Below are 23,421 nucleotides of genomic sequence, written 5' to 3' on the forward strand. Positions count from 1 at the left end.
CGCGCCGCTCGTCCCGGCCGCCGCCGCTGCCGCCCGCCCTGCGCCACGCCGTGACACAAGGGCGGGCGGCGCGGCGGCGCGGCCCCCCGCGCACCGAAGCCCGGCAGCCCCGGCGGGCTCGGCGCCTCGCGCTGGACGCCGTGGCTCTACCTGGCACCGGCCCTGATCGTGCTGGCCGCGCTGCTCGTCTACCCGATCTACCAACTCGGCCTGATCTCCTTCCTGGAGTACACCCAGGCCCAGGTCAGCGGCGGCGAGCCGGCCACCTTCCAGGGATTCGCCAACTACACCGAACTCTTCAGCGACCGGCAGTTCTGGGAGGTGCTGGTCGCCACCCTGGTGTTCGCGGCGGTCTGCGTCTTCTGCACCCTCGTGGTCGGCTGCGGGCTGGCCGTGCTGCTCACCCGCATCCGCGCCGTGCCCCGGCTGGCGCTGATGCTGGCCGCGCTCGGCGCCTGGGCGACCCCGGCCATCACCGGCTCGACGGTCTGGGTCTTCCTCTTCGACCCCGACTTCGGCCCGGTCAACAAGATGCTCGTCTGGGTGGGCCTGTCCGGTTTCGAGGACTTCTCCTGGACCTACGACCGCTACAGCGCCTTCGCGCTGGTCCTCTTCGAGGTCGTGTGGTGCTCGTTCCCGCTGGTCATGGTGACGGTGTACGCGGGCATCAAGGCCATCCCCGGCGAGGTGCTCGAAGCGGCCTCGCTGGACGGCGCGTCCAACTGGCGCATCTGGCGCAGCGTCATGGCGCCGATGCTGCGGCCCATCCTGGTCGTGGTCACCATCCAGTCCATCATCTGGGACTTCAAGGTGTTCACGCAGATCTACGTGATGACCAACGGTGGCGGCATCGCCGGCCAGAACCTGGTGCTGAACGTGTACGCCTACCAGAAGGCGTTCGCTTCCTCGCAATACAGCCTCGGCTCGGCCATCGGCATCGTCATGCTGCTGATCCTGCTCGCCGTGACGCTGATCTATCTGCGGCTGCTGCGCAGGCAAGGAGAAGAGCTGTGAGCCCCTCGACCGCGAGCCCCTCGTCCGCGGACGCCGGCTCCGCCCGCCCCGCGCTCGCCGACCGGCCCGTCGGCAAGGCGCCGGCCGACCGGCCGCGGCGCGGTGCGCGGCTGCGCGTCCGCCGGCCCTGGCGGCTGGCGGCCGAGGCGGCGGCCGTGCTCATCGCCGTGGTGGTCGCCTTCCCGCTCTACTGGATGGTGCTCTCCGCGTTCAAGCCCGCCAGCGAGGTGCAGTCCAGCAATCCACGGCCGTGGACCCTGAACCCCTCCCTCGACGCGTTCCGACGCGTCTTCGACCAGCAGGACTTCGGCCGCTACTTCCTCAACAGCCTCCTGGTCGCCGGCACCGTGGTCGTCGCCTCGGCCCTGATCGCCTTCCTCGCGGCCACCGCCGTCACGCGCTTCAAGTTCAAGATGCGCACGACGGTGCTCATCATGTTCCTGGTGGCGCAGATGGTGCCGGTCGAGGCGCTGACCATCCCGATGTTCTTCCTCATGCGCGACCTGGGCGACAGCGTGCCCGGCATCGGCCTCAACACGCTCGGCTCGCTGATCCTGCCGCACATCGCGTTCTCGCTGCCGTTCGCCATCTGGATGCTGCGCGGCTTCGTCAAGGCCGTCCCCGAGTCCCTGGAGGAGGCCGCCTACCTGGACGGGGCGAGCCGTACCCGCTTCCTGTGGCAGATCCTGTTTCCGCTGGTGCTCCCGGGGCTCATCGCCACCAGCGTGTTCTCCTTCATCTCCACCTGGAACGACTTCCTGTTCGCCAAGTCCTTCATCATCAGCGCGACCGAGAACTCCACGCTCCCGATGGCGCTCCTGGTGTTCTTCAAGGACGAGGGCAACGACTGGGGCGGCATCATGGCGGCCTCGACGATCATGACCATCCCGGTGCTCGTCTTCTTCGTCCTGGTCCAGCGGCGACTCGTGTCGGGCCTCGGCGGGGCGGTGAAGGACTGACGGCCCGACCTCCGGCGAAGGGGCCGGCCCCGCACGGGACTCGGGCGGGGCCGCGCCCCGTGCCCTGACCGCCGCCGCGCTGGCCGGGGTGCGCACGGCCGGCGCACGGCTGCGCGACAGCGGCGCACCGGCGGGCCCCGACGGCGCATGGCCGCACCCGGGCGCGTCGATGACACGGGTGACATGAGCGGCATCGACGGCATGGGCGGTGTGCGTGATGTGGGTGATACGGGCGACTTGGGCACCCCGCCGCCGGGGCGCGACGGCGGCGCGGGGACCGGCCGCCCACCGGCCCTGCGTCCCCGCCCGGCCTCGCGCGTCCACCCCCGGCCGCCCCCGCCCGGCCTCGCTCGACCCCGCTTGACCCGGTTCACGCCCGCTCGGACGTCCGAGCGAGGGGCGGCCCCGATCGTGTGAGTCCGTCGGCGCGTGGAGCGGGTCGCTCCGCCGTCCGGTAACGGTGGACCCGTGACGCGGTGCGAGCCGCGCGGTGTCCCCCGAAGCCCCTGAAGGCTGGCATTCCACCAGCAAGCGGAAATCGTCCGGAACTTCGGTGAAATCGGACTATCCGCATCTCTGGGATGGAACCCCGCTTCGTGGACCCTCGCGGCGGCGGGTCGTCGATGTGTGCCAGAGTTGCCACGTCCAGGCCGTCAGCACGTACCGTACGGCTGGCAGCCGGGACACCGGGGACCGGGGAAGGGGCATCTGGTTGACCACGCACGTACCGCACGCAGCGCACACGGTGACGCTGCCGGGCTCGCTCGACGAGGCCGTGGCGGCGTTGACCGCCATGCCCGCGGCCGTGCCCGTCGCGGGTGGTACCGATCTGATGACGGCCGTCAACTCCGGGCTGCTGCGGCCCGCCGCGCTGGTCGGCCTCGGCCGGATCAGCGAGATCCGGGGCTGGCAGTACCAGGACGGGCACGCCCTGCTCGGCGCCGGTCTGACACACGCCCGCATGGGGCGCCCCGACTTCGCCGCGCTGATCCCGGCGCTGGCCGCCGCGGCGCGCGCCGCGGGACCGCCGCAGATCCGCAACGCCGGCACCCTCGGCGGCAACGTCGTCACCAGCGGGCCCACCGGCGACGCGCTGCCCGTGCTCGCCGCGCTTGAGGCCACGCTCGTCATCGTCGGCCCCGACGGCAGCCGCGAGATCCCGGTCAGCCACCTGTTGGCGGGCGTGGAGATGCTGCGGCCCGGCGAGTTGGTCGGCTTCGTCCGCGTTCCGCTGCTGCACGCCCCGCAGACCTTCCTCAAGGCCACCGGCCGCACCGGTCCCGGCCGCGCCATCGCGTCGGTGGCCGTGGTGCTCGACCCGGCCCGCCGAGGCGTGCGCTGCGCGGTCGGCGCCGTCGCCCCGATGCCGCTGCGCCCGCTGGACGCCGAGGCGTGGGTGGCCTCGCTCATCGACTGGGACGGCGCCCGCGGCCTGGCCCCCGAGGTCCGCGCGGCCTTCGGCGAGTACGTGGCCGCCGCCTGCATCCCGGACCCGCCGGCGCCCGAGGACGGCGTCCACGAACCACCCCCCTTGCCGCCCGCCGCCCTCCACCTGCGGCGTACGGTGGCGATCCTGGCCCGCCGAGCACTGGGGAGGGCGCTCGCATGACCTCTGAACACCACCCGCGCGGCCCCGGCCACCCGGCAGGGCCCGAGGCCGAGCCGCGCCACGCCGAGGAGCCGGAGCACGGCGCGCCCGACGAGGGGTACGGGGTACCCGCCGGCGCGCCGCAGGCGTTCGCCGGCTGGCAGCCGATGCCGAGCGGCCCGGAGTACGACGCCGAGGGCACCGCCTTCGTGCAACTGCCGCCCGAGCTGGCCGACCCGTCGGCACCGCTGCCGCAGGGCTGGGACCCGCTGGCCGCGCCCGGCACCGGCTACACGCCGCCCCCCGGCGCCCACTGGCACCCGCAGTCCACGCCGCCGCGGCTGGCCGCGGGCCCCGAGGACGGCGGGCACGTCGACGAGCGGGGCGCGCAGCCGTACGCGACGCCGTACGACCAGCCGTACGCACAGCACGCCGGACCCGCCGACGAGCCCGGCGCCGACCCGGCCGCCACCGGCCACTGGTCGCTGCCGCACGCCCCGGACCAGGGCGCCGACCCGTCGCGCGGCGGCCAGCCCGCGACCGGACAGTGGTCGATCCCGCTCGCCGCCGACGACGGCCCCGACGAGGCCGGCGAGTTCCCGCGCGGCGAGCACCGCCAGGCCGGTTACGGGCGGCGCGGCGCGGCCAAGCCGGACGAACACGCCCCGGGCCACGGCCAGCAGGAACCCGCGCACGATCCGTACGGTGACCACGGCGATCACGGCGCGCACGACGCGGGCGGGGCGGACGCGCAGGGTCAGCCGCACGACCCGCACGCGACCGCGCAGTGGCCGGTGCCCTCGGCTCTCGGCGGGACCGGGCAGTGGACGCTGCCCACCGTCGGTGACGACAGCGTCGAGGAAACCGGCGAATACACCATGAGCGCCTACCGGTTCGGGCTGCCCCCGCACCCGGGAGGCCCACAGACCAACCGGCCACACCCGGGCGAGCCGGCGCCGGCCGCGCAGGCACCGGGCGCCGGGCCGCAGGACCACGACTCCTACCCGCCCGGTTACCCGGCCGACGCGACCGGCCCCGCCGACTACGGCCACGGGCCCGACCCCGACCAGGCGCCCTACCCGGAGCCGGGCTACCCGGCGCAGGCCGGCCCCGACGCCGACGAGCCCGAGCCGGGCCACCCCTACGGCGGCCCGGAGCAGGCCCCGTACGCCACCGACCGGCCGGGCGCAGGCCGGCCCGAGGACACCGCCGGGCACGGCGTGCCGAACCCGGCCCAGGCCGGCGACGGCCTGCCCGGACAGCAGGTGGGCGAGCGGCCGGGCCCCGGCGAGCAGCAGGGGCCGGCGGCGCACGGGCCGGGGCCGCACGAGCCGCACCGCCCGCAGGGCGTTCCGCAGTGGCCGACGCCGCCGGCCGGCGACGCGAGCACCGGCCAGTGGCCGGTGGCGGGCGCGGCGGAACGTGGCGAGCCGATGCCCGGGCAGGCGCCGGAGGCGTACGCGCTCGCCGACCGGTTGGTCGCCCCGTACCGCCCCCGCCCCGCGCACCAGCCCGAGCAGCCGGAGTACCCCGCGCATCCCGACGGCGCGGAGGTCACCGGCGGCGCCGGCGAGGTAGCGGACGACGACCAGCGCGATCCGGACGCCGGTCAGCCCGGCGCCCCGGCCGCGGCGCGGCACTGGGCGCCCGGAGACGCGGCGGCGGACCACGCTGCGGCGGACCAGGCGCCCGCCGAGACACAGGCCGACGACGTGGCCCAGGTCGACGACGGAGCCCCGACCGACGACGAGCAGCCCGCGAGCGCGGGCGGCGGCCCGGCGCGCCCCGAGGCCGAGCAGCACACCGACGCGCCCGCTGCCGCCACGCCCGATGCCGCGCAGGACGCGCCGGCGCGCGCGGGCGAAGCGCCGCACGCCCCGACCGCGCCCGGCGACGGCGTACGCGCCGACGCCCCCCGGGACGCCCACGCGCCGCAGGGCGCCGCCGGCGAGCCGGGTGACGTGCCGGCCGCCCGGCTGCCCTGGCCCACGCCCGGACCGGACGGCCAACTGCCGGACGCGTCCGGCCAGTTCGGCTTCCCCGTCGCCCCCTCCGGTGCCTCCGCGGCTGCCGGCGCCCACGTGCCGGCCCAGGGCGACCCTGGGCACGACGGCCCGGCCCAGCCGCCGCACGGGGAGCAGCCGCCGCAGGACGAGCAGCACTCCGCGCCGGCGCACCCCGGCGCGTCCGGCGTTGACACGCACCCCGGCGCCGACGCACACCCCGACGACGCCGGTGACCCCGGCGACCCGGCCGTCGCGGGCCCACCCCAGCCGCCGGCGCCCGACGCGGCGCCGACCCCCGACGACGCGACGCGGGAAGATGGTCAGCCGAGCCCTGCCGGTGAACCGGGTGCCGAGGCCGACCAGTTCGCCGGCCCGGCGGACCAGGCCCCGGTCACGGCCGCACCGGACGCCGCCCCCGAGGCCGCCGGCCCGCGCACGCCCGCGCAGGGCACCCGCGCGCCCGCCCCACCGGTACAGGGCGCGCCCGTACCGGGCATGCCGACCCACGGCACTCCGGCGCACGGGACCGCGACCCACGGCACCCCGGCGCAGGGCACCCCCGTACCCGGCACCCCGGCGCACGGCACACCCGTCCAGGACGCCTCCGGCCACGCGACGCCCGCGCAGGGCACGCCGATCGACGGCGTTCCCCCGCACGGCACCCCGCCGCACGGCACGCCCGCGCAACCGGACGGCGCGGCGACGCAGGACGGTGTGGCGGCACAGGACAGCGCGACGGCTGAGGACGGCGCGGCCACCGCCGCGCGCACGCCCATCGCCCTCGGCCCGGTCGCCACCGACAGCGAACCCGCCAACGCCCGATCCGCCGACGCGGGTTCCGCCGACCCCGGCGCGGCCGACCCCAGCGCGGCGCACCCCGTCACGGACGGCGAGGCTTCCCGTACCGACGCCTCCCACGCGGACGCGCCCCGTACCGAGGTCTCCCGTACCGACGGCGCCGGCTCGGACCTGGCCAGTGCGGCCCTGAGCGGTGCGCGGCCCGCGCACGACCCGGCCAGTGGCGTGGCTCAGCCGACCCACGCCGACGTCGAGCCGACCCACGCCGACGCGGGACCTGACGCCGGCGCGCACTCCGCCGCGATCCCCGGCCCACGCCGGGCCGGGGCGGCCGGGCCGCGGCCCGCCGCCGGCGGTGACGCCGATGGCCACGACGGCGCCGACGCCACCGGCAGCCACACGAGCGCCGGTCACGCCGACGCCCCGGCCGAACCCGGCGCGGGGGAGGACCCCGGAGCCGCGACGGCCGACCACGCCACGGCCGACCAGCCGTACCCGGACGACCAGCCGTACCCCGAGGGCGCGGGCGACGACCGTACGGCCGGCCCCGACGGTAACCACGTGGCCGCCGCGCACCCCGTCGCGCTCGGTGACGCCGAAACCGACACCGGAGCCGACCCGCACGGCCGCGCCGACGACACCGGCAACGCCGCCGACGGGACCGACCCGGCAGCCACCTCGGGGCCCGGAGACGAGGACCCGAACACGGCGGCGCGACCGGACCCGACCGGCGCCGACAGCGCCGAGGTGACGGCGGGCGCGCCCGCATCCGAGGTGTCCGGCGACGCCGACGCGTCGGCCGCCGCCCCGGCTTCCGGGGCCGCCTCCGCCGAGGCCGCCCCCGCCGACCCGCACACCGAGCACCCGTTGGCCTCGTACGTGCTGCGGGTCAACGGCGCCGACCGGCCCGTGACCGGCGCGTGGATCGGCGAGTCGCTGCTGTACGTGCTGCGCGAGCGGCTCGGCCTCGCGGGTGCCAAGGACGGCTGCTCGCAGGGCGAGTGCGGGGCCTGCTCGGTGCAGGTCGACGGGCGCCTGGTGGCCTCCTGCCTGGTGCCGGCCGCGACCACCGCCGGGTCCGAGGTCCGCACCGTGGAGGGGCTGGCGACCAACGGACAGCCCAGCGACGTGCAGCGGGCGCTGGCCGCCTCGGGCGCCGTGCAGTGCGGTTTCTGCGTGCCGGGCCTCGCGATGACCGTGCACGACCTGCTTGAGGGCAACCACGCGCCCACCGAGCAGGAGTCCCGGCAGGCGATCTGCGGCAACCTCTGCCGCTGCTCGGGCTACCGTGGCGTGCTCGACGCGGTACGCGAGGTGGTGGCCGGCCGCGAGGCCGCCGCTGCCGCCGCCGACGAGGCCGCGCACGACAGCGCGGCCGGTGACGGCGGCCCCGCCGCCCACCCGGGCCCCGGCCACGGCCCGTTCCCGCCGCACGACGCCCCGCACCCCGCCGACCCCTCGGCGGTCCCGGGCGCCTTCCCGGCGGGCTACCCCGGGCACGGCGCGCCGCAGGGCGCGCCCGTCGCGTACGACGCCGGGCACGACCCGCTGGGCCAGGGCACGGGCCACACCGCACCCGACTACGCGGGCTACGGCACCGACGGCCAGGGCGTCGGCTACGGCGGCCAGGGCCCCGCCTACGGCGGTCAGGATCTCGCCTACGGCAGCCAGGACATCGCCTACGGCGGTCAGGACCGCGCCTACGGCGACGGGGCGCTTCACGACGACGGCGGCAGCGGAAGGCAATCGGCATGACGGGAACCGCGGACGGCCACGGCGCCGCCACCGTGCCTGCGATGGCGGTCGGTGCGGTGCCGGGGCCGCCGGCACCGCACGGGCTCGGCGTGTCCGTGCCGCCGCTCGACTCCATCGCCAAGACGCAGGGCGTCTTCCCGTACGCCGCCGACCTGTGGGCCGAGGGGCTGCTGTGGGCCGCGGTGCTGCGCTCCCCGCACCCGCACGCGCGCATCGTCTCCATCGACACCACGGCGGCGGCTGCCATGCCCGGCGTGCGGACGGTGGTCACGCACGCGGACGTGCCGGGCGACGCCGCGCACGGGCGCAAGGTCCTGGACCGACCCGTGTTCGCCGCCGAGTTGGTGCGCCACCACGGCGAGCCGATCGCCGCCGTGGCCGCCGACCACCCCGACACGGCCCGCCTCGCGGCGGCGGCCATCGCCGTCGAGTACGAGGTCCTCGACCCGGTCACCGACCCGGAACAGGCGTTCAGCGCCGAGCCGCTGCACCCCGACGGCAACCTCATCCGGCACATCCCGCTCAGCTACGGCGACCCGAGCGTGGTCGGCGACGTCATCGTCGAGGGCGTGTACCGGATCGGGCGCCAGGACCCGGCGCCCATCGGCGCCGAGGCCGGGCTCGCCGTGCCGCGCCCGGACGGCGGCGTGGAGCTGTACACCGCTTCCACCGACCCGCACGCCGACCGCGACCTGGCCGCCGCCTGCTACGGGCTGCCGCCCGAGTTGGTGAAGGTCGTCGTGACCGGCGTGCCGGGCGCCATGGGCGAGCGCGAGGACGCCGGCATGCTGCTGCCGCTCGGCCTGCTCGCGCTGCGCACCGGCCACCCGGTCAAGCTGGCCGCGACCCGCGAGGAGTCCTTCCTCGGGCACGCGCACCGCCATCCCACGCTGCTGCGCTACCGCCACCACGCCGACGCCGAGGGCACGTTGCTCAAGGTCGAGGCGCAGATCCTGCTGGACGCCGGCGCCTACGCCGACACCTCGGCCGACGCGCTGGCCGCCGCCGTCTCCTTCGCCTGCGGCCCGTACGTGGTGCCGCACGCGTTCATCGAGGGCTGGGCGGTGCGCACGAACAACCCGCCGTCGGGCCACGTGCGTGGCGAGGGCGCGATGCAGGTGTGCGCGGCGTACGAGGGCCAGATGGACAAGTTGGCGGCCAAGCTCGGCCTCGACCCGGCCGAGTTGCGCATGCGCAACGTCATGGCCACCGGTGACCTGCTGCCCACCGGCCAGACCGTCACCTGCCCGGCCCCCGTGGCCGACCTGCTGACGGCGGTCCGGGACGAGCCGCTGCCCGCGCTGCCGGGGGATGACGCCGACGCGGACGAGGGCGAGTGGCTGCTGCCCGGCGGCCCGGACGGCGCGGGCGACCCGCAGGCCGTGCGGCGCGGTGTCGGCTACGGGCTCGGCATGGTGCACATGCTGGGCGCCGAGGGCACCGACGAGGTGTCCACGGCCACCGTCAAGGTGCAGGGCTCGGTGGCCACCGTGGTCTGCGCCGCCGTGGAGACCGGGCAGGGCTTCAGCACGCTGGCCCGGCAGATCGTGCAGGAGACCCTGGGCGTCGAGGAGGTGCACATCGCGCCGGTCGACACCGACCAGCCGCCGGCCGGGCCCGCCGCCCGTGGCCGTCACACCTGGGTGTCGGGCGGCGCGGTGGAGCGGGCCGCGAAGATGGTCCGTACGCAGCTCCTCCAGCCCCTGGCGCACAAGTTCGGCATGTCGACGGAGCTGCTGACCATCGCCGACGGCAAGATCACCTCGTACGACGGGGTGCTCAGCACGACCGTGGCCGAGGCGCTTGAGGGCAAGGAGCTGTGGGCCACGGCGCAGTGCCGGCCGCACCCGACGGAGCCGCTGGACGACTCGGGGCAGGGCGACGCGTACGTGGGGCTCGCGTTCTGCGCGATCCGGGCCGTGGTGGACGTGGACATGGAACTCGGCGCCGTCCGCGTGGTCGAGCTGACGGTGGCCCAGGACGTGGGGCGCGCGCTGAACCCGCGGCAGCTCAGGGCGCGCATCGAGGCCGGCGTCACGCAGGGCATCGGCGCCGCCCTCAGCGAGAACCTGCGCACCTCGCGTGGCATCGTCCGCCACCCCGACCTCACGGGTTACGCCCTGCCGACCGCGCTCGACGTGCCCGACATCAAGATCGTGAAGCTGATCGAGGAGCGCGACGTGGTGGCGCCGTTCGGCGCCAAGGCGGTCAGCGCGGTGCCGGTCGTCACCTCCCCGGCGGCGATCGCCTCCGCCGTGCGCGCGGCCACCGGCCGCCCGGTGGGCCGGCTGCCGATCCGGCCCCAGTCGGCCGTCGTGCACGACGAGCGGCGCTAGGGCTGGCCCGGCTCGCCGGGCCAGCCCCCAGCCGTCCACGCGTACGAGCACGACTACCAGCACGCCCGACCCCGTGCCCGGGCGCCCGCGCCCGTGCTCGCGGCAGCCGATGTCATGGCCGCCCCGACCCGCCCGCCACCGGCCGTGCCGGACGGGTCAGTCGGGGCCGGCGGTCGTCCGTGGGCCGTTCCCGGCGCGCCGGTTCGGGCGCCCGTGGTCGAGCCAGGCGCGCTCCCACTGGCGGGTCAGCGCCGGGTAGACGACGAGGTACCGGAACGGGAGGATCGCGGCCATGTAGAGCCGGCCGAACAGCCCGTTGTCCTTGACCAGCGCCGCCATGCGCAGTTCGTGTCCGCCGTCGTCGGTGGGCACCCAGCCCAGGTGCATGATGGTGTGGACGGTCCTGTTGCCCAGTTCGCGGGCCGCCTCGTTGTCGAGCTGGTAGACGTCGGAGAACGGGTCGGTGCAGGGGACGGCGTCGCGCACGGTCCGCGCGAGGTCCGGCGGAAGCCGGTCGCGCAGCGAGGGGACCCGCCCGCCCAGGCCCGCCTGGGGGGTGTCCCAGCCGAGCAGGGCGCCGAGCTTCCAGCGCACGGCGAACAGGAACCGGACCGGGGCGGGGTCCCTCCGGGAGTCGTAGGCCGTCTTCAGCGCCTCGAGCATCACGGGGAAGTCGTCGGGCCCGGCGTCGGGCGCGCGGAAGGACCACACGTCCTCGATCCGGAAGTCCCGGGTGAACGCGTGGACCCGCCACGGCTGTGCGGTGTGGGCGGCTTTCGGGATGCGCATCGGTCGTTCCTTCCGAGCGGGTGTGCTCTGCCGATGGGGCCGGAACCGGCGGTGGTGCGGCCGGCCGCCCGTCGATGGCCGCGACGGCGCCTGCCCGGGCCACGCTCCTCGGCGCGGACGGTGTGCCGGGTGCGGTCGCGGCGGAGTTACGAGACCGACCGTTTTGGAACCACCGGTTTCGTTACTCCTGGTTCCGTATGATGCGCCCATGCCCGCTCGAAAGCAAGCACGTAACCCGGGAGGCCGGCCCCGGGACAGCCGCGTCGACGACGCCATCGCCACCGCCGTCCGGGAGCTGCTGGTCGAGGTGGGGTACCCGCGCCTCACGATGGCCGAGGTGGCCGCGCGGGCCGGCGTGGGCAAGGCGGCGATCTACCGGCGCCACGCCACCAAGCAGGAGATGATCTTCGATGTCCTGCTGCCGGACCGGTTCCTGGCCGTGCCGCCCGACCGCGGGTCGCTCCGCGCCGACCTGGCCGCCGTGCTCGCCGAGGTCGCGGAGGCCATGGCGACTCCGCCGCCGGGGACGGTCCCCGGCCTGTTGGCCGACATCCACGCCGACCCCGCGCTCCACGACCGGTTCACCGAGAGGTACCTGGGGGCCCAGCGCCGGACCCTGACCGAGATCCTCGACCACGCGACCGCGCGCGGTGAACTCACCACCCGCCCCGACCCGGCCGTGCTCAACGCCCTGCTCGTCGGCCCCGCCTTCGCCTGGCTGTTCCTGCTGTCCGAGTCCCCCGCCGAACTCCCCGCCCTGACCTCCGCGCTCCTCGACGCGGCGGTGGCCCTGGCGACCCAGGGCCCCCCGGCGCCCCGGACCACGCCCGCCTGACCCGCGCGCGGCGGAGGCCCACATGCGAGAGCGGGCCGGGTCGCTCCGCGCGACCCGGCCCGCTCGTCGTCGTACGGCGGCCGTCAGCCGGCCGGCTCCGTCAGCCGGCGCAGGCTGGCCGGGCGCAGGTCGCTCCAGTGCTCCTCGACGTAGGCCACGCACGCGGCGCGGCTGTCCTCGGGGTGCGCCACCGTCCAGCCCGCCGGTACGGGGGTGATGGCGGGCCACAGCGAGTGCTGGCCCTCGGCGTTGACGAGCACGAGGTAGCGGGCGTCCTCGTCGTCGAACGGGTTCGTCATGGGTGGTCCTTCCGTGGGGGTGGGGGCTGGAGTGGTCAGTGCGCCAGGGCGGGCCGGGCCGCTGCCGGGGAGGCGGCGTCGCGCGGGCTGCGCAGCGCGGCGGCCACCACCGGGCCGATGACCGCGACGTGCTCGGGCCGCATCAGGTGGTAGTGCTGGGCCCGCACTCGGTGCACGTCGAGCAGACCGCCCACGTACGGCTCCCACGCCCGCGGTGTGTGCGCGGGGTCGCGCTGGTGGCCTGGGATGTCCAGGTCGGCGGTGAACAGCAGCATGTCGCCCGCGTACGCCTCCGGCGTGAACGTGCGCATCAGCTCCAGGTCGTGGCGGAAGATGTCGAGCAGCGGGAAGCTCTCCCGGCCCTCCAGGAGGTGCGCGGGAAGACCCGTCTCGCGACTGAGGTCGGCCGCCAACTCCTCCTCCGCCGGCGCCCCGGCCGCCTCCGGCCCCGGCGCGGCCAGCTCGCGCCCGCCGACGTCGTCCAGGAGCAGGCCCAGCCACTGCCGCTTGCTGAGCCGTGGCAGGTCGTCGAAGGTGTGCCGGTAGTCGGGGTACGCGTCGAGCACGGCCAGCAGTCCCGTCTCCTCGCCCGCCCGCTGCAACTGGACGGCCATCGAGTGCGCCACCAGCCCGCCGAAGGACCAGCCGAGCAGGTGGTACGGGCCGCTCGGCTGCACGGCGCGGATCTGCGCCAGGTAGTCGGCGGCCATCTCGGCCACCGCCGACGGGTGGCTGCCCGGCTCGCTCAGCGCGCGCGCCTGGAGCACGTACACCGGCTGGTCCACGCCCAGGTGCGGCAGCAGCCCGGAGTAGAGCCAGCCGAGCCCGCCGCCGGGGTGGACGCAGAACAGCGGGGGCCGGGTGCCGTCGGCGCGCAGCGCGAGCAGCGGCTCCAGGCCGTGCCGCGCGGCCGGCCCCGACCCCGTCGCCGCCGCGAGCGCCGCGTCCAGGCGGTGCGCCAGGCGCTCGGGCGTCGGCGCGGCGAACAGGTCACGGATGGTCAGCTCCACGCCGTGCGTCGAGCGGACCCGGCTCACGAGCTGGGAGGCGAGCAGCGAGTGCCCGCCGAGGTGGAAGAAGTCGTCGTCGATGGTGACCTGGGACAGCCCCAGCACCTCGCCGAACAGCTCGCACAGCAACTCCTCGTGCGGGGTGCGCGGCGGCCGGCCGGCGGCGCTGACGGTGACGTCGGGGGCGGGCAGCGCGGCCCGGTCGACCTTGCCGTTGACGTTCAGCGGCAGCGCGTCCAGGACGACGAACGCGGCCGGCACCATGTAGTCGGGCAGCGTACGGCCGAGGCGCGCGCGCAGGGCCGGGACGTCCAGCGGCGACGCCCCGTTCCCGTCCGCGTCGGCGACGCCCGTCTCCGCGGTGCCCGCCACCTGCGCCGTATCCGCCGCGTCCGCCGTATCCGACGCCTCCAGTGTCTCCGCCGGCTCCGCCGTCACGTAGGCGACCAGGCGCGGGTCGCCGGGGGTGTCGGTGCGGACGAGGGCCACCGCCTGGGCGACTCGCGGCAGCGCGCGCAACGCGGCCTCGATCTCGCCCAGTTCGATGCGGAAGCCGCGCAGCTTCACCTGGTGGTCGGTGCGGCCGAGGTACTCGACGGCGCCGTCCGCGCGCCAGCGCGCCAGGTCCCCGGTGCGGTACATGCGCTCGCCCGGGACGCCGTACAGATGGGCGTACGGGTCGGCGACGAACCGGCCGGCCGTCAGCGCGGGGCGGCGGTGGTAGCCGCGGGCCAGTTGCACCCCGGCCAGGTACAGCTCGCCCGGCGCGCCGGGCGGGCACGGCCGCAGCCCCTCGTCCAGGACGTACAGTCGGGTGCCGGCGACCGGCCGGCCGATCGGCACCGGGCCGCTCTCACCCGGCTCGACCGGGTGGTACGTCACGTCGACGGCGGCCTCGGTCGGCCCGTACAGGTTGTGCAGCCGCGCCTGCGGCAGCTCCGCGTGGAAGCGCTCCGCGGTCTCCCGGGACAGCGCCTCGCCGCTGCAGAAGACGCGGCGCAGGCTCCGGCACCGGGCGGCGTCCGGCTCGGCGAGGAAGACGTCCAGCATCGGCGGCACGAAGTGGGCCGTGGTGATGGACTGCTCCTGGATGACGCGGGCCAGGTAGACCGGGTCCCTGTGGCCGCCGGGGCGGGCGAGCACCAGCGTCGCGCCGGCCAGCAGCGGCCAGAAGAACTCCCACACCGACACGTCGAACCCGGCCGTGGTCTTCTGCAACACCCGGTCGTCGGCGCCGAGTCGGTACGTGTCCTGCATCCAGCGCAGCCGGTTCACGATGGCCTCGTGCGGTACGGGGACGCCCTTGGGCCGGCCGGTGGAGCCGGAGGTGTAGATCACGTACGCCGGGTGCGCGGGCAGCGGCGGGTGCGGCAGGGGCGCGTCGGCGGGCTGGGTGGCGAGCACCCGCCTGACATCGCTGTCATCGAGGGTGAGCGTCGGTACGTCGGCGGCCGGGCCGACCTCGGGCGCGGCGTCGGAGCGGGTGACCAGCAGGGCGGGCGCCGCGTCGGTGAGCAGGTAGCCGAGGCGCTCGGCCGGGTGGTCGAGGTCGAGCGGCAGGTACGCGGCGCCCGTCTTGAGCACGGCGAGCAGCGTCACCACGAGGTCGGCGGAGCGGGGGAGCGCGACGGCCACGGTCCGCTCGGGCCCGGCGCCGCGCGCGGCGAGCAGGTGCGCCAGGCGGCTGGCCGCGGCGTCCACCTCGGCGTAGCTGAGCCGTTCGTCGCCGGCGACGAGCGCCTGCCGCTCGGGGGTACGGGTCGCCTGCGCGGCGAGCAGCGCGGGGAGGGTGTCGGCGGCGGCTCCGGCGGCTCCGGTGACTTCGGTAGCGTCAGCGGCGTCGGTGGTCGCCGTGGCCACGGACGTACCCTCGCCGCCGGTGTCGCTCGCCCTGGTGCCGCCGCTCCAGTCGAAGAGGACGCGCTCCCGCTCCTCGGCGCTCAGCAACTCGATGCTGCCCACGGTGCGCTGCTGCGCCTCGGGGTCGGCGTCGGCGAACTCGGACACCAGGTCGATGAAACGACGCCGGTGCGTGGCCAGCTCCGCCTCGGAGTACAGGTCGGTGTTGGCGTTGAGGTCGATCCGGATGCCGGTGCCGTCCGACCGGTCGTACGCCATGATCGCCAGGTCTTCGACCAGCCCGTTGGAGAGGTTGTGCGCGGTGACGCGGTGCCCGTCGTAGGTGAAGTCGTAGCCGAAGGACATGATGTTGATGTGCGGGCCGTTGAACCCGCGCCCGCCGTCCGGCAACTGGAGGTCCCGGGCGAGGTCGATCTTCCGGTAACGCTGGTGCCGCAGCGCCTGCCGCACCTCGCGCGAGACCTGCTTGAGCAGGTCGCGAACGCGCGTTTCGCCGTGCACGGGAATGCGCAGCGGCAGCAGGTTGGCGAACATGCCGGGGACGGTGCGCGTTTCCGCGTCGGTACGCGCCGCGACCGGCAGGCTCAGGACGATGTCGCGCTCGCCGGTGAGCCGGTGCAGGTAGGCGGCGGTCGCCGCGATCATCAGTGCGGACCAGTGCGTTCCGGCGGCCCGGGCCGAAGCGCGCAGCCGGACCGCCTCCTCCTCGCTGAGGAACACCGTCTCGCGGATGCGGGATTCGAAGACGGCGGCCCGCCGGCCGGCGAGTCGCGCCGGTTCCGGATAGTCGCGAAAGCGCTCGGTCCAGTATTCCCGGTCCTTGGCGAAATCGTCCGATGCCCGGTATTGCGCGTCCTTGTCGAGCAGGAGCCGCAACGGGCCCAGGGGAGAGGGCGGGGCGTCGGTTCCGGTGGCCAGCGCGGTGTACAGCTCCGCGGTCCTACGGGCCACGAGGGCGCCGCCCGCCGCGTCCGTGACGATGTGGTGCAGCCCCTGGTACCAGGCGTACCGCTCCGGCTCCAGCTTGAACAGCGCGTACCGGAACAGCGGGTCGCGGGTGAGGTCGAGGACGCGCGCGAGGTCCGCCCGCATCCACTCCTCGGCCGCCGCGTCCGGGTCGTCCTCGGCGCTGACGTCGAGGACGGGGAAGTCCCATTCGGTGATCGGCTCGTACACCTGCCAGGGAATTCCGCCGTCGTCGCCGAACCGCGTGTTGAGCGGCTCGGCCTCAGCGACGGCCTGCCGCATCGCCTTTTCCATCAGCCCGGCGTCCACCGGGCCGTGTATTTCTATGTACTCGCCGATCCGGAACTGGGTGCTCTCCGGATCGAGCTGCTGGCTGAACCAGATCTCGTTCTGGCCGTTGGACAGCGGGAGTCGCATTTCGCGAGTCTCAGACCGCAAAACTTTCACCTCGTGCGCTAGCGAAATGGAGGGAGTCGGCCCGGTCGTTGGCCGATGTTCAGCCACCACAACGACGGGTAAGCCGCACGATGATCCTAAGAGCCGAGCCGCGCCGTGGTGGCCACCGAGAGGGGATTCAGGCCACATCGTAGGGGTTGCCGGCGAAGTCCCCCGAGTTTATGAGGATGGTGAAACTGTTCCGTGACGGCCGCGTGAATAGATTTTGCAGACCCGTGTTGGCCAATACCTCACTAGGGGTGTCATAGGGGCCCATTCAGGGGGGCCGGTTACGGCTAGTAACAAGTGGCCTGACGTGAGTGGGTGACACTTCGCGTAGGCCACATTTGCCATTCCCCCGTTGTATTGCTCGTGTTTCGGGCGATGTGGTTCAGTCGTGGTCCCGGAACGACCAGGTCAGAGCCACGAAGTCCTCCTCGTCCGTGGCTCCCGCCCCCCGGTAGGTGGCGAGCGCCGCCGTGTTGTCGCGTTCCGTACCGACCCACATGCCGTAACACCCCCGATCCCGCGCCAGCCCCGCCAGCGCCCGGACCAGCGAGCCCCCGACGCCGCGCCGCCGATACGCGGGGTCCACCGAAAGTTCATACAGGAACATCTCGGTTCCCTTGTCGGGGTGTGTGGTCTCTACACCGGTGATCATTCCGACGGGCCGTTCCGCCACATAGGCGATCAGCAGGTGATGCCCCGGCTCATGCAGAAAACGCTCCGCCGCGCCGACCCGGGCCGGCCCGTCGAAAAGGTGCTCGGCCGCGACCACCTCGCCAATTTCCCCAGCCCGCCGAATCTCCACGCCACCGCCCCTTTCCTCGCTGCACCGGCAACGCATGCCGGGCACGGAATGCGGAGAATAGCGGAGCGGGTGGCGCGTGCGGGTGGTGATTTCGGTGGGGCGGGCGTTGGTGGGGGGTGGAACTCCACTCAGTTGCCGACCGGCCGGGCCGTCGGCGACCACGGTTGTGGCCGTCGCGCGGGCGCACGGGCACGTGTCCTGTCGGGTTCCACCGTGGCGCGGCCGGCGCAGCACGGACGTGGCCCGAGGCCCTGTTGCCTCGGTCAGCTACGGGACGACGGGACCGGATTGCCCGGATCATCGATCCACACGGTCTGGCTGTCCGTGGAGACCGTGAGACCAAACCGCTGGAAGCCGGGGCGGCCCGCGGCCTCCCACCAGCGGTACGCCTCCTCGACCTCGCTCCACAGCTTGCGGGGGCCGGACTGCACCACCTCGAAATCGGATCGGCCCTCTTCGAAGTCGACCGTCGCCCACGAACTGACCGCCGTGTCCCGCAACCACAGGGTGTAGGAACCGTCCTGGTACGGCTCCATCCACGGGAAGACGCCGTGTACGTGGGCTCCGATGGCGAACATGACGGGCCAGTCACCCACGTCGTCCGGAGACAGGCGCGTCGTGGACTTGGTGCCGCCGGCGGGCCATGGCTCACCGTTCAGGTATTCGCGGACATGTATACGCCCCACCCGTTGGTCGCGAAGCCGCATAAAGGCCGAGGAGCCAAGGAACTTCCCTGACGCGGTCCCGTCTGTCCCGACGCTGAGGCGAACGATGCCTTCCCCGCCGTACGTCGGCCCCCACGGCGCCACGATCACGCCACCAGGCACGGTCTGCTCGACCCAGGCGTAGGGCATCCGGCCAATCGAGCACGTGGCGATCACTCGGTCGTACGGCGCTTGTGCGGCGTATCCCGTGGCTCCGTCCCCGGTGATGACCAGGGGCGCGAAGCCGGCGTTTCGGAGTCGACTCCGCGCCGCTGCGGAATTGGCTTCGTCCACCTCGACCGTCACCACGCTGTCAGAGCCGACACGGTGACACAGCAGGGCGGCGTTCCAGCCCGTTCCGGTTCCCACCTCCAGCACCCGATGGCCTTCCTGGACGTCCAGAGCGGTGAGCATCGAGAAGACCATGGTCGGCATGGAGTTGGAGCAGGACGGAATCTTTCCCCTCCCTGGTCCGGTGTAGGCCCCGTCGTCCCACTGAGTGGTGATCGGCGCGTCCGCGTAAACGGCCTCCCACCAAGCGCGAGGTGCCTCTGATCGCAGCAGTCGGTTTCCCTGACGATTGCCGCCGGCGCTCCCGGGCCAGATCGCCTCCGGCACGAACAGGTGCCTCGGCACCTGTCGGAACGCGGGAAGCCAGTCAGAGGCGAGCGACCCTTTCCGCATGAGCGCGGAGGCCAACCGTTCGAGGCCGGCCTCCGCCACGTCGTGCTCAGTCATCGACCGTCCGCCGGACCTTGCCCGTCGTTGGTGTTACCACCCTCGTCCGACCCGCCGCCACCGTGCTTGTTCCCACTGTCGCTGTCATCCTGCGGGTTACCGCCCTCGGCCGTCATGAGCCACCACTTACGCATGGGGTTACCTCCTGGGTTCGCGTGACATCGGGTGGCGAAGCCCTCGACTGGAAAGCCGTGGCTACGCCGCACTCGCGAGTCGCGGGTCCTACGTGTCATCACCGGCGGTGTGCGACAGGGCATTTCGTTGACCGAAGCCGGCATCGGGCCGCCGTCATGCTTTCCGGTGCCGTGCTGGACTCCGGACTCGCTGGTGTGAACCACGATAAGGGTGGGGGCGGGGGGCGTCTGGTTTTATTCTCGTCATCGGGTAAAAATCAGCTACGGAAGCGTTCAGCCCACACGGAAAGTCGTTCCCGGCACTCTTCGTCGAACAGTGCGAAGCTTTCGTACGCGGCGAACTCCGCCAAATACGTCGACACGTCTCGATATCCCCGAAGGATTATGGCTCCGGTCTTCGTCTCCACGGTCGCTATCCGGGCGTCATAGACGGTGAAGGTGTTCAGTGGGCCCTTTGGTATGTGCCCGTCCAGGGGAATGACGCCGAGTCTGATGTTGGGGAGCAGGCTCAGCGACCGAAGCCGGTCGATCTGCACGGCCATGGCTGGCGCGGCGAGAAAAGGCCACCGCACCGCCTGCTCGGTCAGGATGAACGTGAAACGCTTCGTTGTGTCATAGAGGACCGCCTGCCGCTCCAGCTTCTTGCTCACGGCCTTGCTCTGGTCCCCCGGGACGTGAGCAAGACTCGCCCGCACGTATTCAGGCGTCGCGAGTAGCCCGGTCACCATGGACAGGAGGAAGTACCGCAGTTCAGTAGAGGACCGCTCGAAGCCGGCCAGTTCGTTCTGTTTCTTCTCCAGGCCGGTGCGGCGCTGCGACCAGACGTCCTGCCATTCCGTGTTCGCGGTGCGGGCCAGAGCGGCCACCTGGGCGGCAAGGTCGTGCGGCGCGTTCACGGCTCTGAGGATCAGTTCCACGTCAACGAGGCTGGGAGTGAGCTTTCCGCCTTCGATGTTGCTGATCTTGGTTTGTGACATGTTGCAACGTTGAGCGAGCCGGGTCTGGGTGAACCCGGCTCGCTTGCGGAGCATCTTGAGCGTGCCAGCCAGGTCCGCCCTGGACTGTCCTAGCTCGTCCGGATCAAACGTCAAGGCCCTTCACGTACTCCTCGAAGGGAACCGACTCGGCCAGTGCGATGCGCTGGTACTCGAGGAACGGCGTGACGTCGCCCTCGTACACCTCGCGGCTGATCTGCGTACCGTCGGCCTCGTAGTGCATGAGCACGACCTCGCTGCTGTCGAACATCCAGAAGTCCTGGACGCCGGCCAGCGGATTGTCCCGACCGGTCACGTCCATGATGCGAATGTCTTCCCCGGCCCACGCGTGGGGGCGGTAGTACATGAACTCGTACTCCAGGTACCTGGAAAGAGGCCGGGACACGATGTGCACGCGTCCCTTGCTCTTTCCCTGGCGCCTTACCCGCTTCAGATCCTCGGTGTACTCGCTCGCGTAGGTGCGCGGGTCGATGCGCTCTCCCGCCAGATAGGAACGAAGCCTCTCTTCCGCCTGGGGAACCTTGTAGGCGGGCAGAGTTTCGAGCCGCCATGCCTCTCTTCGAAAGTCGCGGAACTTCTCCTGCCACGCTTCACCCGTCAAGAGCACGAACGGCCTCCCTGAGCACCGATTCCGGGATTTCCACCAGAGCCTCGCCTCGCGGGGTCTGGAAGGCGAAGGAGACGTTGCCCTGAACGAGAAGGGAGCCGCCTGCGGCTCGATAGACGTTGGGGCAGTCGTTGTCCTCGCACTCCCCGTTCCCGTTTCCGGTCAGCCGGGTCAGTTCCTCGCGCGCCATGCTGAAACCCCCTTGCGCATGGCCCCGGTTGGGGCCCTTGCGACGACGCTACGGGCGGGGGGTCGTGGCCGTCCACGCGAGAGGGCCGATATTCGCGTAGTCGGGTAAGGGGCCTGCCGTGCGGCTCGTAAGCCCTTGTCCCGGGCCCCGGCGGCACAGCGCGGGAACCGGCGAGAGGCGCTCGGCGTACACCCGGTAGCAAGGCAGGGCAGGGCCTCGCGATGAGCGCCAGTCCCACACGACCGACAGCCCTGGTCGCCGCATGACAGCCACCCGACAATCACCCGGCAACCACCCCCGACGCGCACGGCGACAACGCCTCCAGGCGATCTCCATTACCCCCGAAGTAATCGCCCCGGCCCGCCGCACCCACTACCTTTCGGAGCCTGCCCAACGCCCCCTGCATGAAGGTGATCCGTGATGACCGCGTACGGCTTCGCCCATCTCCGCAGCCGTCGGAATCACTCCGACATCATCGAATACCTGGAGCGCATCCAGGCGACGCTCGACCCCTTCGCCGGGCGGTTCGTCATTCACGGGCCGCCGGCCGAGGTGCTGGAAGGTGAGTGGCCCGGCAGCATGGTGTTGATCGAGTTTCCGAGTCTCGCCGATGCGCGCGCTTGGTACGACTCGCCCGCCTACCAGGCCATTCTGCGGCTGCGTACCGATCACATCGAGGGTGACGTGCTGCTGATCGAGGGCGTCGGGCCGGACTACGACCCGACCGAGCGGGCCCGCGTGTTGCGCGCGAAAGCCGGCTGAGCGCTGCGGGGAGAAACCCGTCGCCGTGGCGGGGAATTCCCCGCCACACGGAGAACCCCGGCGGCGGGAGGAAATCCCCCGCCGCCGGGAGGAAACCCCGTGCGAAGAGGCCGTGGCGGGAATCGAACCCACGTAACTCGCTTTGCAGGCGAGCCCCTAAACCACTCGGGCACACGGCCGGGCTTCCGGCGTGGGTTCCGGTTCCGCTCCGTGGGGAGGGAATCGGGCCGTTCGCCGGGGGTGTTGCGGTGTCGCTGAGATGACTAAAGCCGGTACGGGTCGGGTTGGTCAACGAGTGCGCGGCGCTTGCCACGTGACCGCAACACGGCCGCCACGATCGACCGCGCGCCCCGTGGCGGCGAGCCTCCTGGTGAGGCGAGGTTCGGCCGCCGCACAGGCCCGCGGTGGGCCCGCGGCGGGCGTGCGCGATGGGGCAGCCGAGTTGCCCGATCGGCCATCGGCCCCGGCACCTCCATCCGCCTCCGCCGCCATCCACTCCGCAGCCCGCCCCGCGTAAGCGCCCGCGCGCGAGGCCCCAGCACCCCCGTACGGCCGCCGTCGCGCCCCCAACGAGCCCTTCACGAGCCCCTAACGAACGCCCCGCGCAACGCCCGGACCGCTCGGCCGCTCCCGTACCCGTACCCGTACAGAAACCGCCCGGGCGCACCCGCCCCACAGGCACCCACGCCAGCGCCCCCGCCCGGGCAGGGCTCACGCCCCGCGCAGGAAATCCTCCACCGTCGTGCGGAAGAGGTCCGGCGCGTCCACCCACGGGAAGTGGCCCACCTCGGGGAGGGCGCGGGCGCTGGCGTGGGCGAGGGAGGCGGCGACGAGTTCGCCGGCGCGTACGCCGGTCACGCCGTCCCGGGCGCCGGTCACCACGAGCGCCGGGCAGCGCACCGCCCGCAGCCGCTCCACCAGCGCGAGGCGGGCCGCCTCGTCCACGCCCTGCCAGAAGCCGGCCCGGGGGACGGGGCCGAGTTGGGCGCCCTCGCTCGCCGCGTGCGCCTGCTGCGGCTCCTCCCAGCGGCCGTAGGCCAGCGGTGCGGCGCGGCGCAGCAGGTCGCGTACGTCGTCCAGGTCGGAGGCGGTGGGCAGGGCCTGGACCGCCGTGTACGCGTCCTCCCACCAGGGCTCGTCGGAGCGGGCCTCGAAAATCTCGCGGGCGTCGTCGGGGAGTTCGCCCTGGAGCCGGGCGCCGGGGCAGACCAGGACGAGGTGGCTGAGCCGCTCGGGGTGGGCCGCGGCGTACGCCTGGGCCGTCGCCGCCGCGGCGTCGTGGGCGAACAGCGCGAACCGCTCAAGGCCGAGGTGCTGGCGCAGGGCCTCCAGGTCCTGGGCGAGGCGGGGGAACGCGTAGCCGCTCGGGTCGGTGGCCGGGGGCGAGGCGCCGGTGCCACGGCTGTCGGGGACGACCAGCGGCCGGTGCTGGTCGAGGCCGCCGAGGTCGCCGAGGTACGCGGCGTCCCGGCCGGGGCCGCCAGCGAGACAGACCAGCGGCGGCGCGGCGGCCCCGTCGCGCGGGCCGAGGACGCGGTAGGCGAGTTCGGCGCCGTCGTACGAGGCGTACCGGTGCGCGCCGGGGCGCAGGGCGTGCGGTGCGGTGGCATGCGACATTCGTCCAGCTTGCCGCATCCGCCCGCCCGTCCCACGCGGCGTGCGCGCGGGGCGCGTCGTCCCGGCGCGCGGGGCCAGCGGGGTGCTGGGACACGGGGCTGGCGGGTTACGGCGGGCGGGGCCCGTGGTGTCGGTCGCGGGCCTGGGCGGGGGAGGGGCGCGCCGATTGCGCGGCTTTGGCCTGCGGCTTGGTGCGGGTGGGGCGTCAGAGGT

At 73.8% G+C, this 23,421-nt stretch carries 14 protein-coding genes, 1 tRNA gene and 2 pseudogenes; 7 read left to right on the top strand and 10 right to left on the bottom strand.

Translation table 11 applies throughout. The features are described 5' to 3' along the window. Positions 1-57: 57 nt before the first annotated feature. The 5 genes and pseudogenes from H7H31_RS22695 to H7H31_RS22715 form a co-directional block, all read left to right on the top strand. Positions 58-1,014: pseudogene (locus H7H31_RS22695) on the top strand (carbohydrate ABC transporter permease); the annotation flags it as partial. Positions 1,015-1,124: 110 nt separating this feature from the next. After that, entirely contained in the window at positions 1,125-1,973 is an 849-nt protein-coding gene (locus H7H31_RS22700; protein WP_187063086.1) for a carbohydrate ABC transporter permease, read from the top strand. Positions 1,974-2,685: 712 nt separating this feature from the next. After that, positions 2,686-3,582 carry an FAD binding domain-containing protein gene (locus H7H31_RS22705; protein WP_187063098.1) on the top strand — a complete coding sequence of 299 codons (897 nt, stop codon included), beginning with the start codon at positions 2,686-2,688 and terminating at the stop codon, positions 3,580-3,582. Between the two features lie 3,398 nt (positions 3,583-6,980). Further along, positions 6,981-7,716, top strand: a pseudogene (locus H7H31_RS35065) ((2Fe-2S)-binding protein); the annotation flags it as partial. A 400-nt stretch (positions 7,717-8,116) separates the two neighbouring features. After that, a complete protein-coding gene (locus H7H31_RS22715) occupies positions 8,117-10,456 on the top strand; it encodes a xanthine dehydrogenase family protein molybdopterin-binding subunit (RefSeq protein WP_187063099.1) in 2,340 nt (779 codons plus the stop codon). A 156-nt stretch (positions 10,457-10,612) separates the two neighbouring features. On the opposite strand, the gene H7H31_RS22720 is transcribed toward H7H31_RS22715, so the two are convergent. Further along, positions 10,613-11,245 carry a DUF2867 domain-containing protein gene (locus H7H31_RS22720; protein WP_187063100.1) on the bottom strand — a complete coding sequence of 211 codons (633 nt, stop codon included), beginning with the start codon at positions 11,243-11,245 and terminating at the stop codon, positions 10,613-10,615. 208 nt (positions 11,246-11,453) lie between these two features. Here H7H31_RS22720 and H7H31_RS22725 point away from each other — a divergent pair, with 208 nt between their 5' ends. Continuing rightward, positions 11,454-12,080 carry a TetR/AcrR family transcriptional regulator gene (locus H7H31_RS22725; protein ID WP_187063101.1) on the top strand — a complete coding sequence of 209 codons (627 nt, stop codon included), beginning with the start codon at positions 11,454-11,456 and terminating at the stop codon, positions 12,078-12,080. Positions 12,081-12,163: 83 nt separating this feature from the next. Here the strand turns inward: H7H31_RS22725 and H7H31_RS22730 are convergent, their stop codons facing one another. From H7H31_RS22730 to H7H31_RS22760, 7 genes are all read right to left on the bottom strand, one after another. Then, entirely contained in the window at positions 12,164-12,379 is a 216-nt protein-coding gene (locus tag H7H31_RS22730) for an MbtH family protein (RefSeq protein ID WP_176161886.1), read from the bottom strand. A 35-nt stretch (positions 12,380-12,414) separates the two neighbouring features. After that, positions 12,415-16,632: a non-ribosomal peptide synthetase gene (locus tag H7H31_RS22735; protein ID WP_187063102.1), complete on the bottom strand. Its 4,218-nt coding sequence runs from the start codon at positions 16,630-16,632 to the stop codon at positions 12,415-12,417. A gap of 409 nt (positions 16,633-17,041) precedes the next feature. Continuing rightward, the gene (locus H7H31_RS22740) at positions 17,042-17,461 is read right to left on the bottom strand and encodes a GNAT family N-acetyltransferase (RefSeq protein WP_197996013.1); all 420 of its coding nucleotides are present in this window, start codon (positions 17,459-17,461) and stop codon (positions 17,042-17,044) included. A gap of 263 nt (positions 17,462-17,724) precedes the next feature. Continuing rightward, on the bottom strand, positions 17,725-18,903 hold the full coding sequence (locus tag H7H31_RS22745) for a methyltransferase domain-containing protein (protein ID WP_187063103.1): 1,179 nt from the start codon (positions 18,901-18,903) through the stop codon (positions 17,725-17,727). Positions 18,904-19,294: 391 nt separating this feature from the next. Further along, a complete protein-coding gene (locus H7H31_RS22750; RefSeq protein ID WP_187063104.1) occupies positions 19,295-20,128 on the bottom strand; it encodes a helix-turn-helix domain-containing protein in 834 nt (277 codons plus the stop codon). Next, positions 20,118-20,639 (bottom strand): DUF6879 family protein, encoded by a 522-nt coding sequence (locus tag H7H31_RS22755; RefSeq protein ID WP_187063105.1) that lies wholly within the window; start codon positions 20,637-20,639, stop codon positions 20,118-20,120. Before H7H31_RS22755 ends, H7H31_RS22750 begins: the two co-directional genes overlap by 11 nt. Then, positions 20,623-20,829 (bottom strand): hypothetical protein, encoded by a 207-nt coding sequence (locus tag H7H31_RS22760; protein ID WP_187063106.1) that lies wholly within the window; start codon positions 20,827-20,829, stop codon positions 20,623-20,625. The genes H7H31_RS22755 and H7H31_RS22760 overlap by 17 nt, the downstream gene beginning before the upstream one ends. Positions 20,830-21,249: 420 nt before the next feature. On the opposite strand from H7H31_RS22760, the gene H7H31_RS22765 reads away from it, so the two are divergent. Continuing rightward, positions 21,250-21,591: a DUF1330 domain-containing protein gene (locus H7H31_RS22765; RefSeq protein ID WP_187063108.1), complete on the top strand. Its 342-nt coding sequence runs from the start codon at positions 21,250-21,252 to the stop codon at positions 21,589-21,591. A gap of 107 nt (positions 21,592-21,698) precedes the next feature. On the opposite strand, the gene H7H31_RS22770 is transcribed toward H7H31_RS22765, so the two are convergent. Further along, a tRNA-Cys gene (locus H7H31_RS22770) sits at positions 21,699-21,770 on the bottom strand. 532 nt (positions 21,771-22,302) lie between these two features. Then, positions 22,303-23,208, bottom strand: a complete 906-nt coding sequence (locus H7H31_RS22775) for an alpha/beta fold hydrolase (RefSeq protein WP_187059854.1) — start codon at positions 23,206-23,208, stop codon at positions 22,303-22,305. Between the last annotated feature and the right edge of the window lie 213 nt (positions 23,209-23,421).

The sequence above is a fragment of the Streptomyces buecherae genome, from assembly GCF_014295035.1.
Lineage (GTDB): Bacteria > Actinomycetota > Actinomycetes > Streptomycetales > Streptomycetaceae > Streptomyces > Streptomyces youssoufiensis.

Excerpts from the sequence above, each read along its gene's own strand:
- H7H31_RS22775 (WP_187059854.1), bottom strand. The coding sequence starts at position 23,208 with ATGTCGCATGCCACCGCACCGCACGCCCTGCGCCCCGGCGCGCACCGG.
- H7H31_RS22735 (WP_187063102.1), bottom strand. The coding sequence starts at position 16,632 with ATGCGACTCCCGCTGTCCAACGGCCAGAACGAGATCTGGTTCAGCCAG.
- H7H31_RS22720 (WP_187063100.1), bottom strand. The coding sequence starts at position 11,245 with ATGCGCATCCCGAAAGCCGCCCACACCGCACAGCCGTGGCGGGTCCAC.
- H7H31_RS22760 (WP_187063106.1), bottom strand. The coding sequence starts at position 20,829 with ATGGCGCGCGAGGAACTGACCCGGCTGACCGGAAACGGGAACGGGGAG.
- H7H31_RS22730 (WP_176161886.1), bottom strand. The coding sequence starts at position 12,379 with ATGACGAACCCGTTCGACGACGAGGACGCCCGCTACCTCGTGCTCGTC.
- H7H31_RS22725 (WP_187063101.1), top strand. The coding sequence starts at position 11,454 with ATGCCCGCTCGAAAGCAAGCACGTAACCCGGGAGGCCGGCCCCGGGAC.
- H7H31_RS22745 (WP_187063103.1), bottom strand. The coding sequence starts at position 18,903 with ATGACTGAGCACGACGTGGCGGAGGCCGGCCTCGAACGGTTGGCCTCC.
- H7H31_RS22715 (WP_187063099.1), top strand. The coding sequence starts at position 8,117 with ATGACGGGAACCGCGGACGGCCACGGCGCCGCCACCGTGCCTGCGATG.
- H7H31_RS22765 (WP_187063108.1), top strand. The coding sequence starts at position 21,250 with ATGACCGCGTACGGCTTCGCCCATCTCCGCAGCCGTCGGAATCACTCC.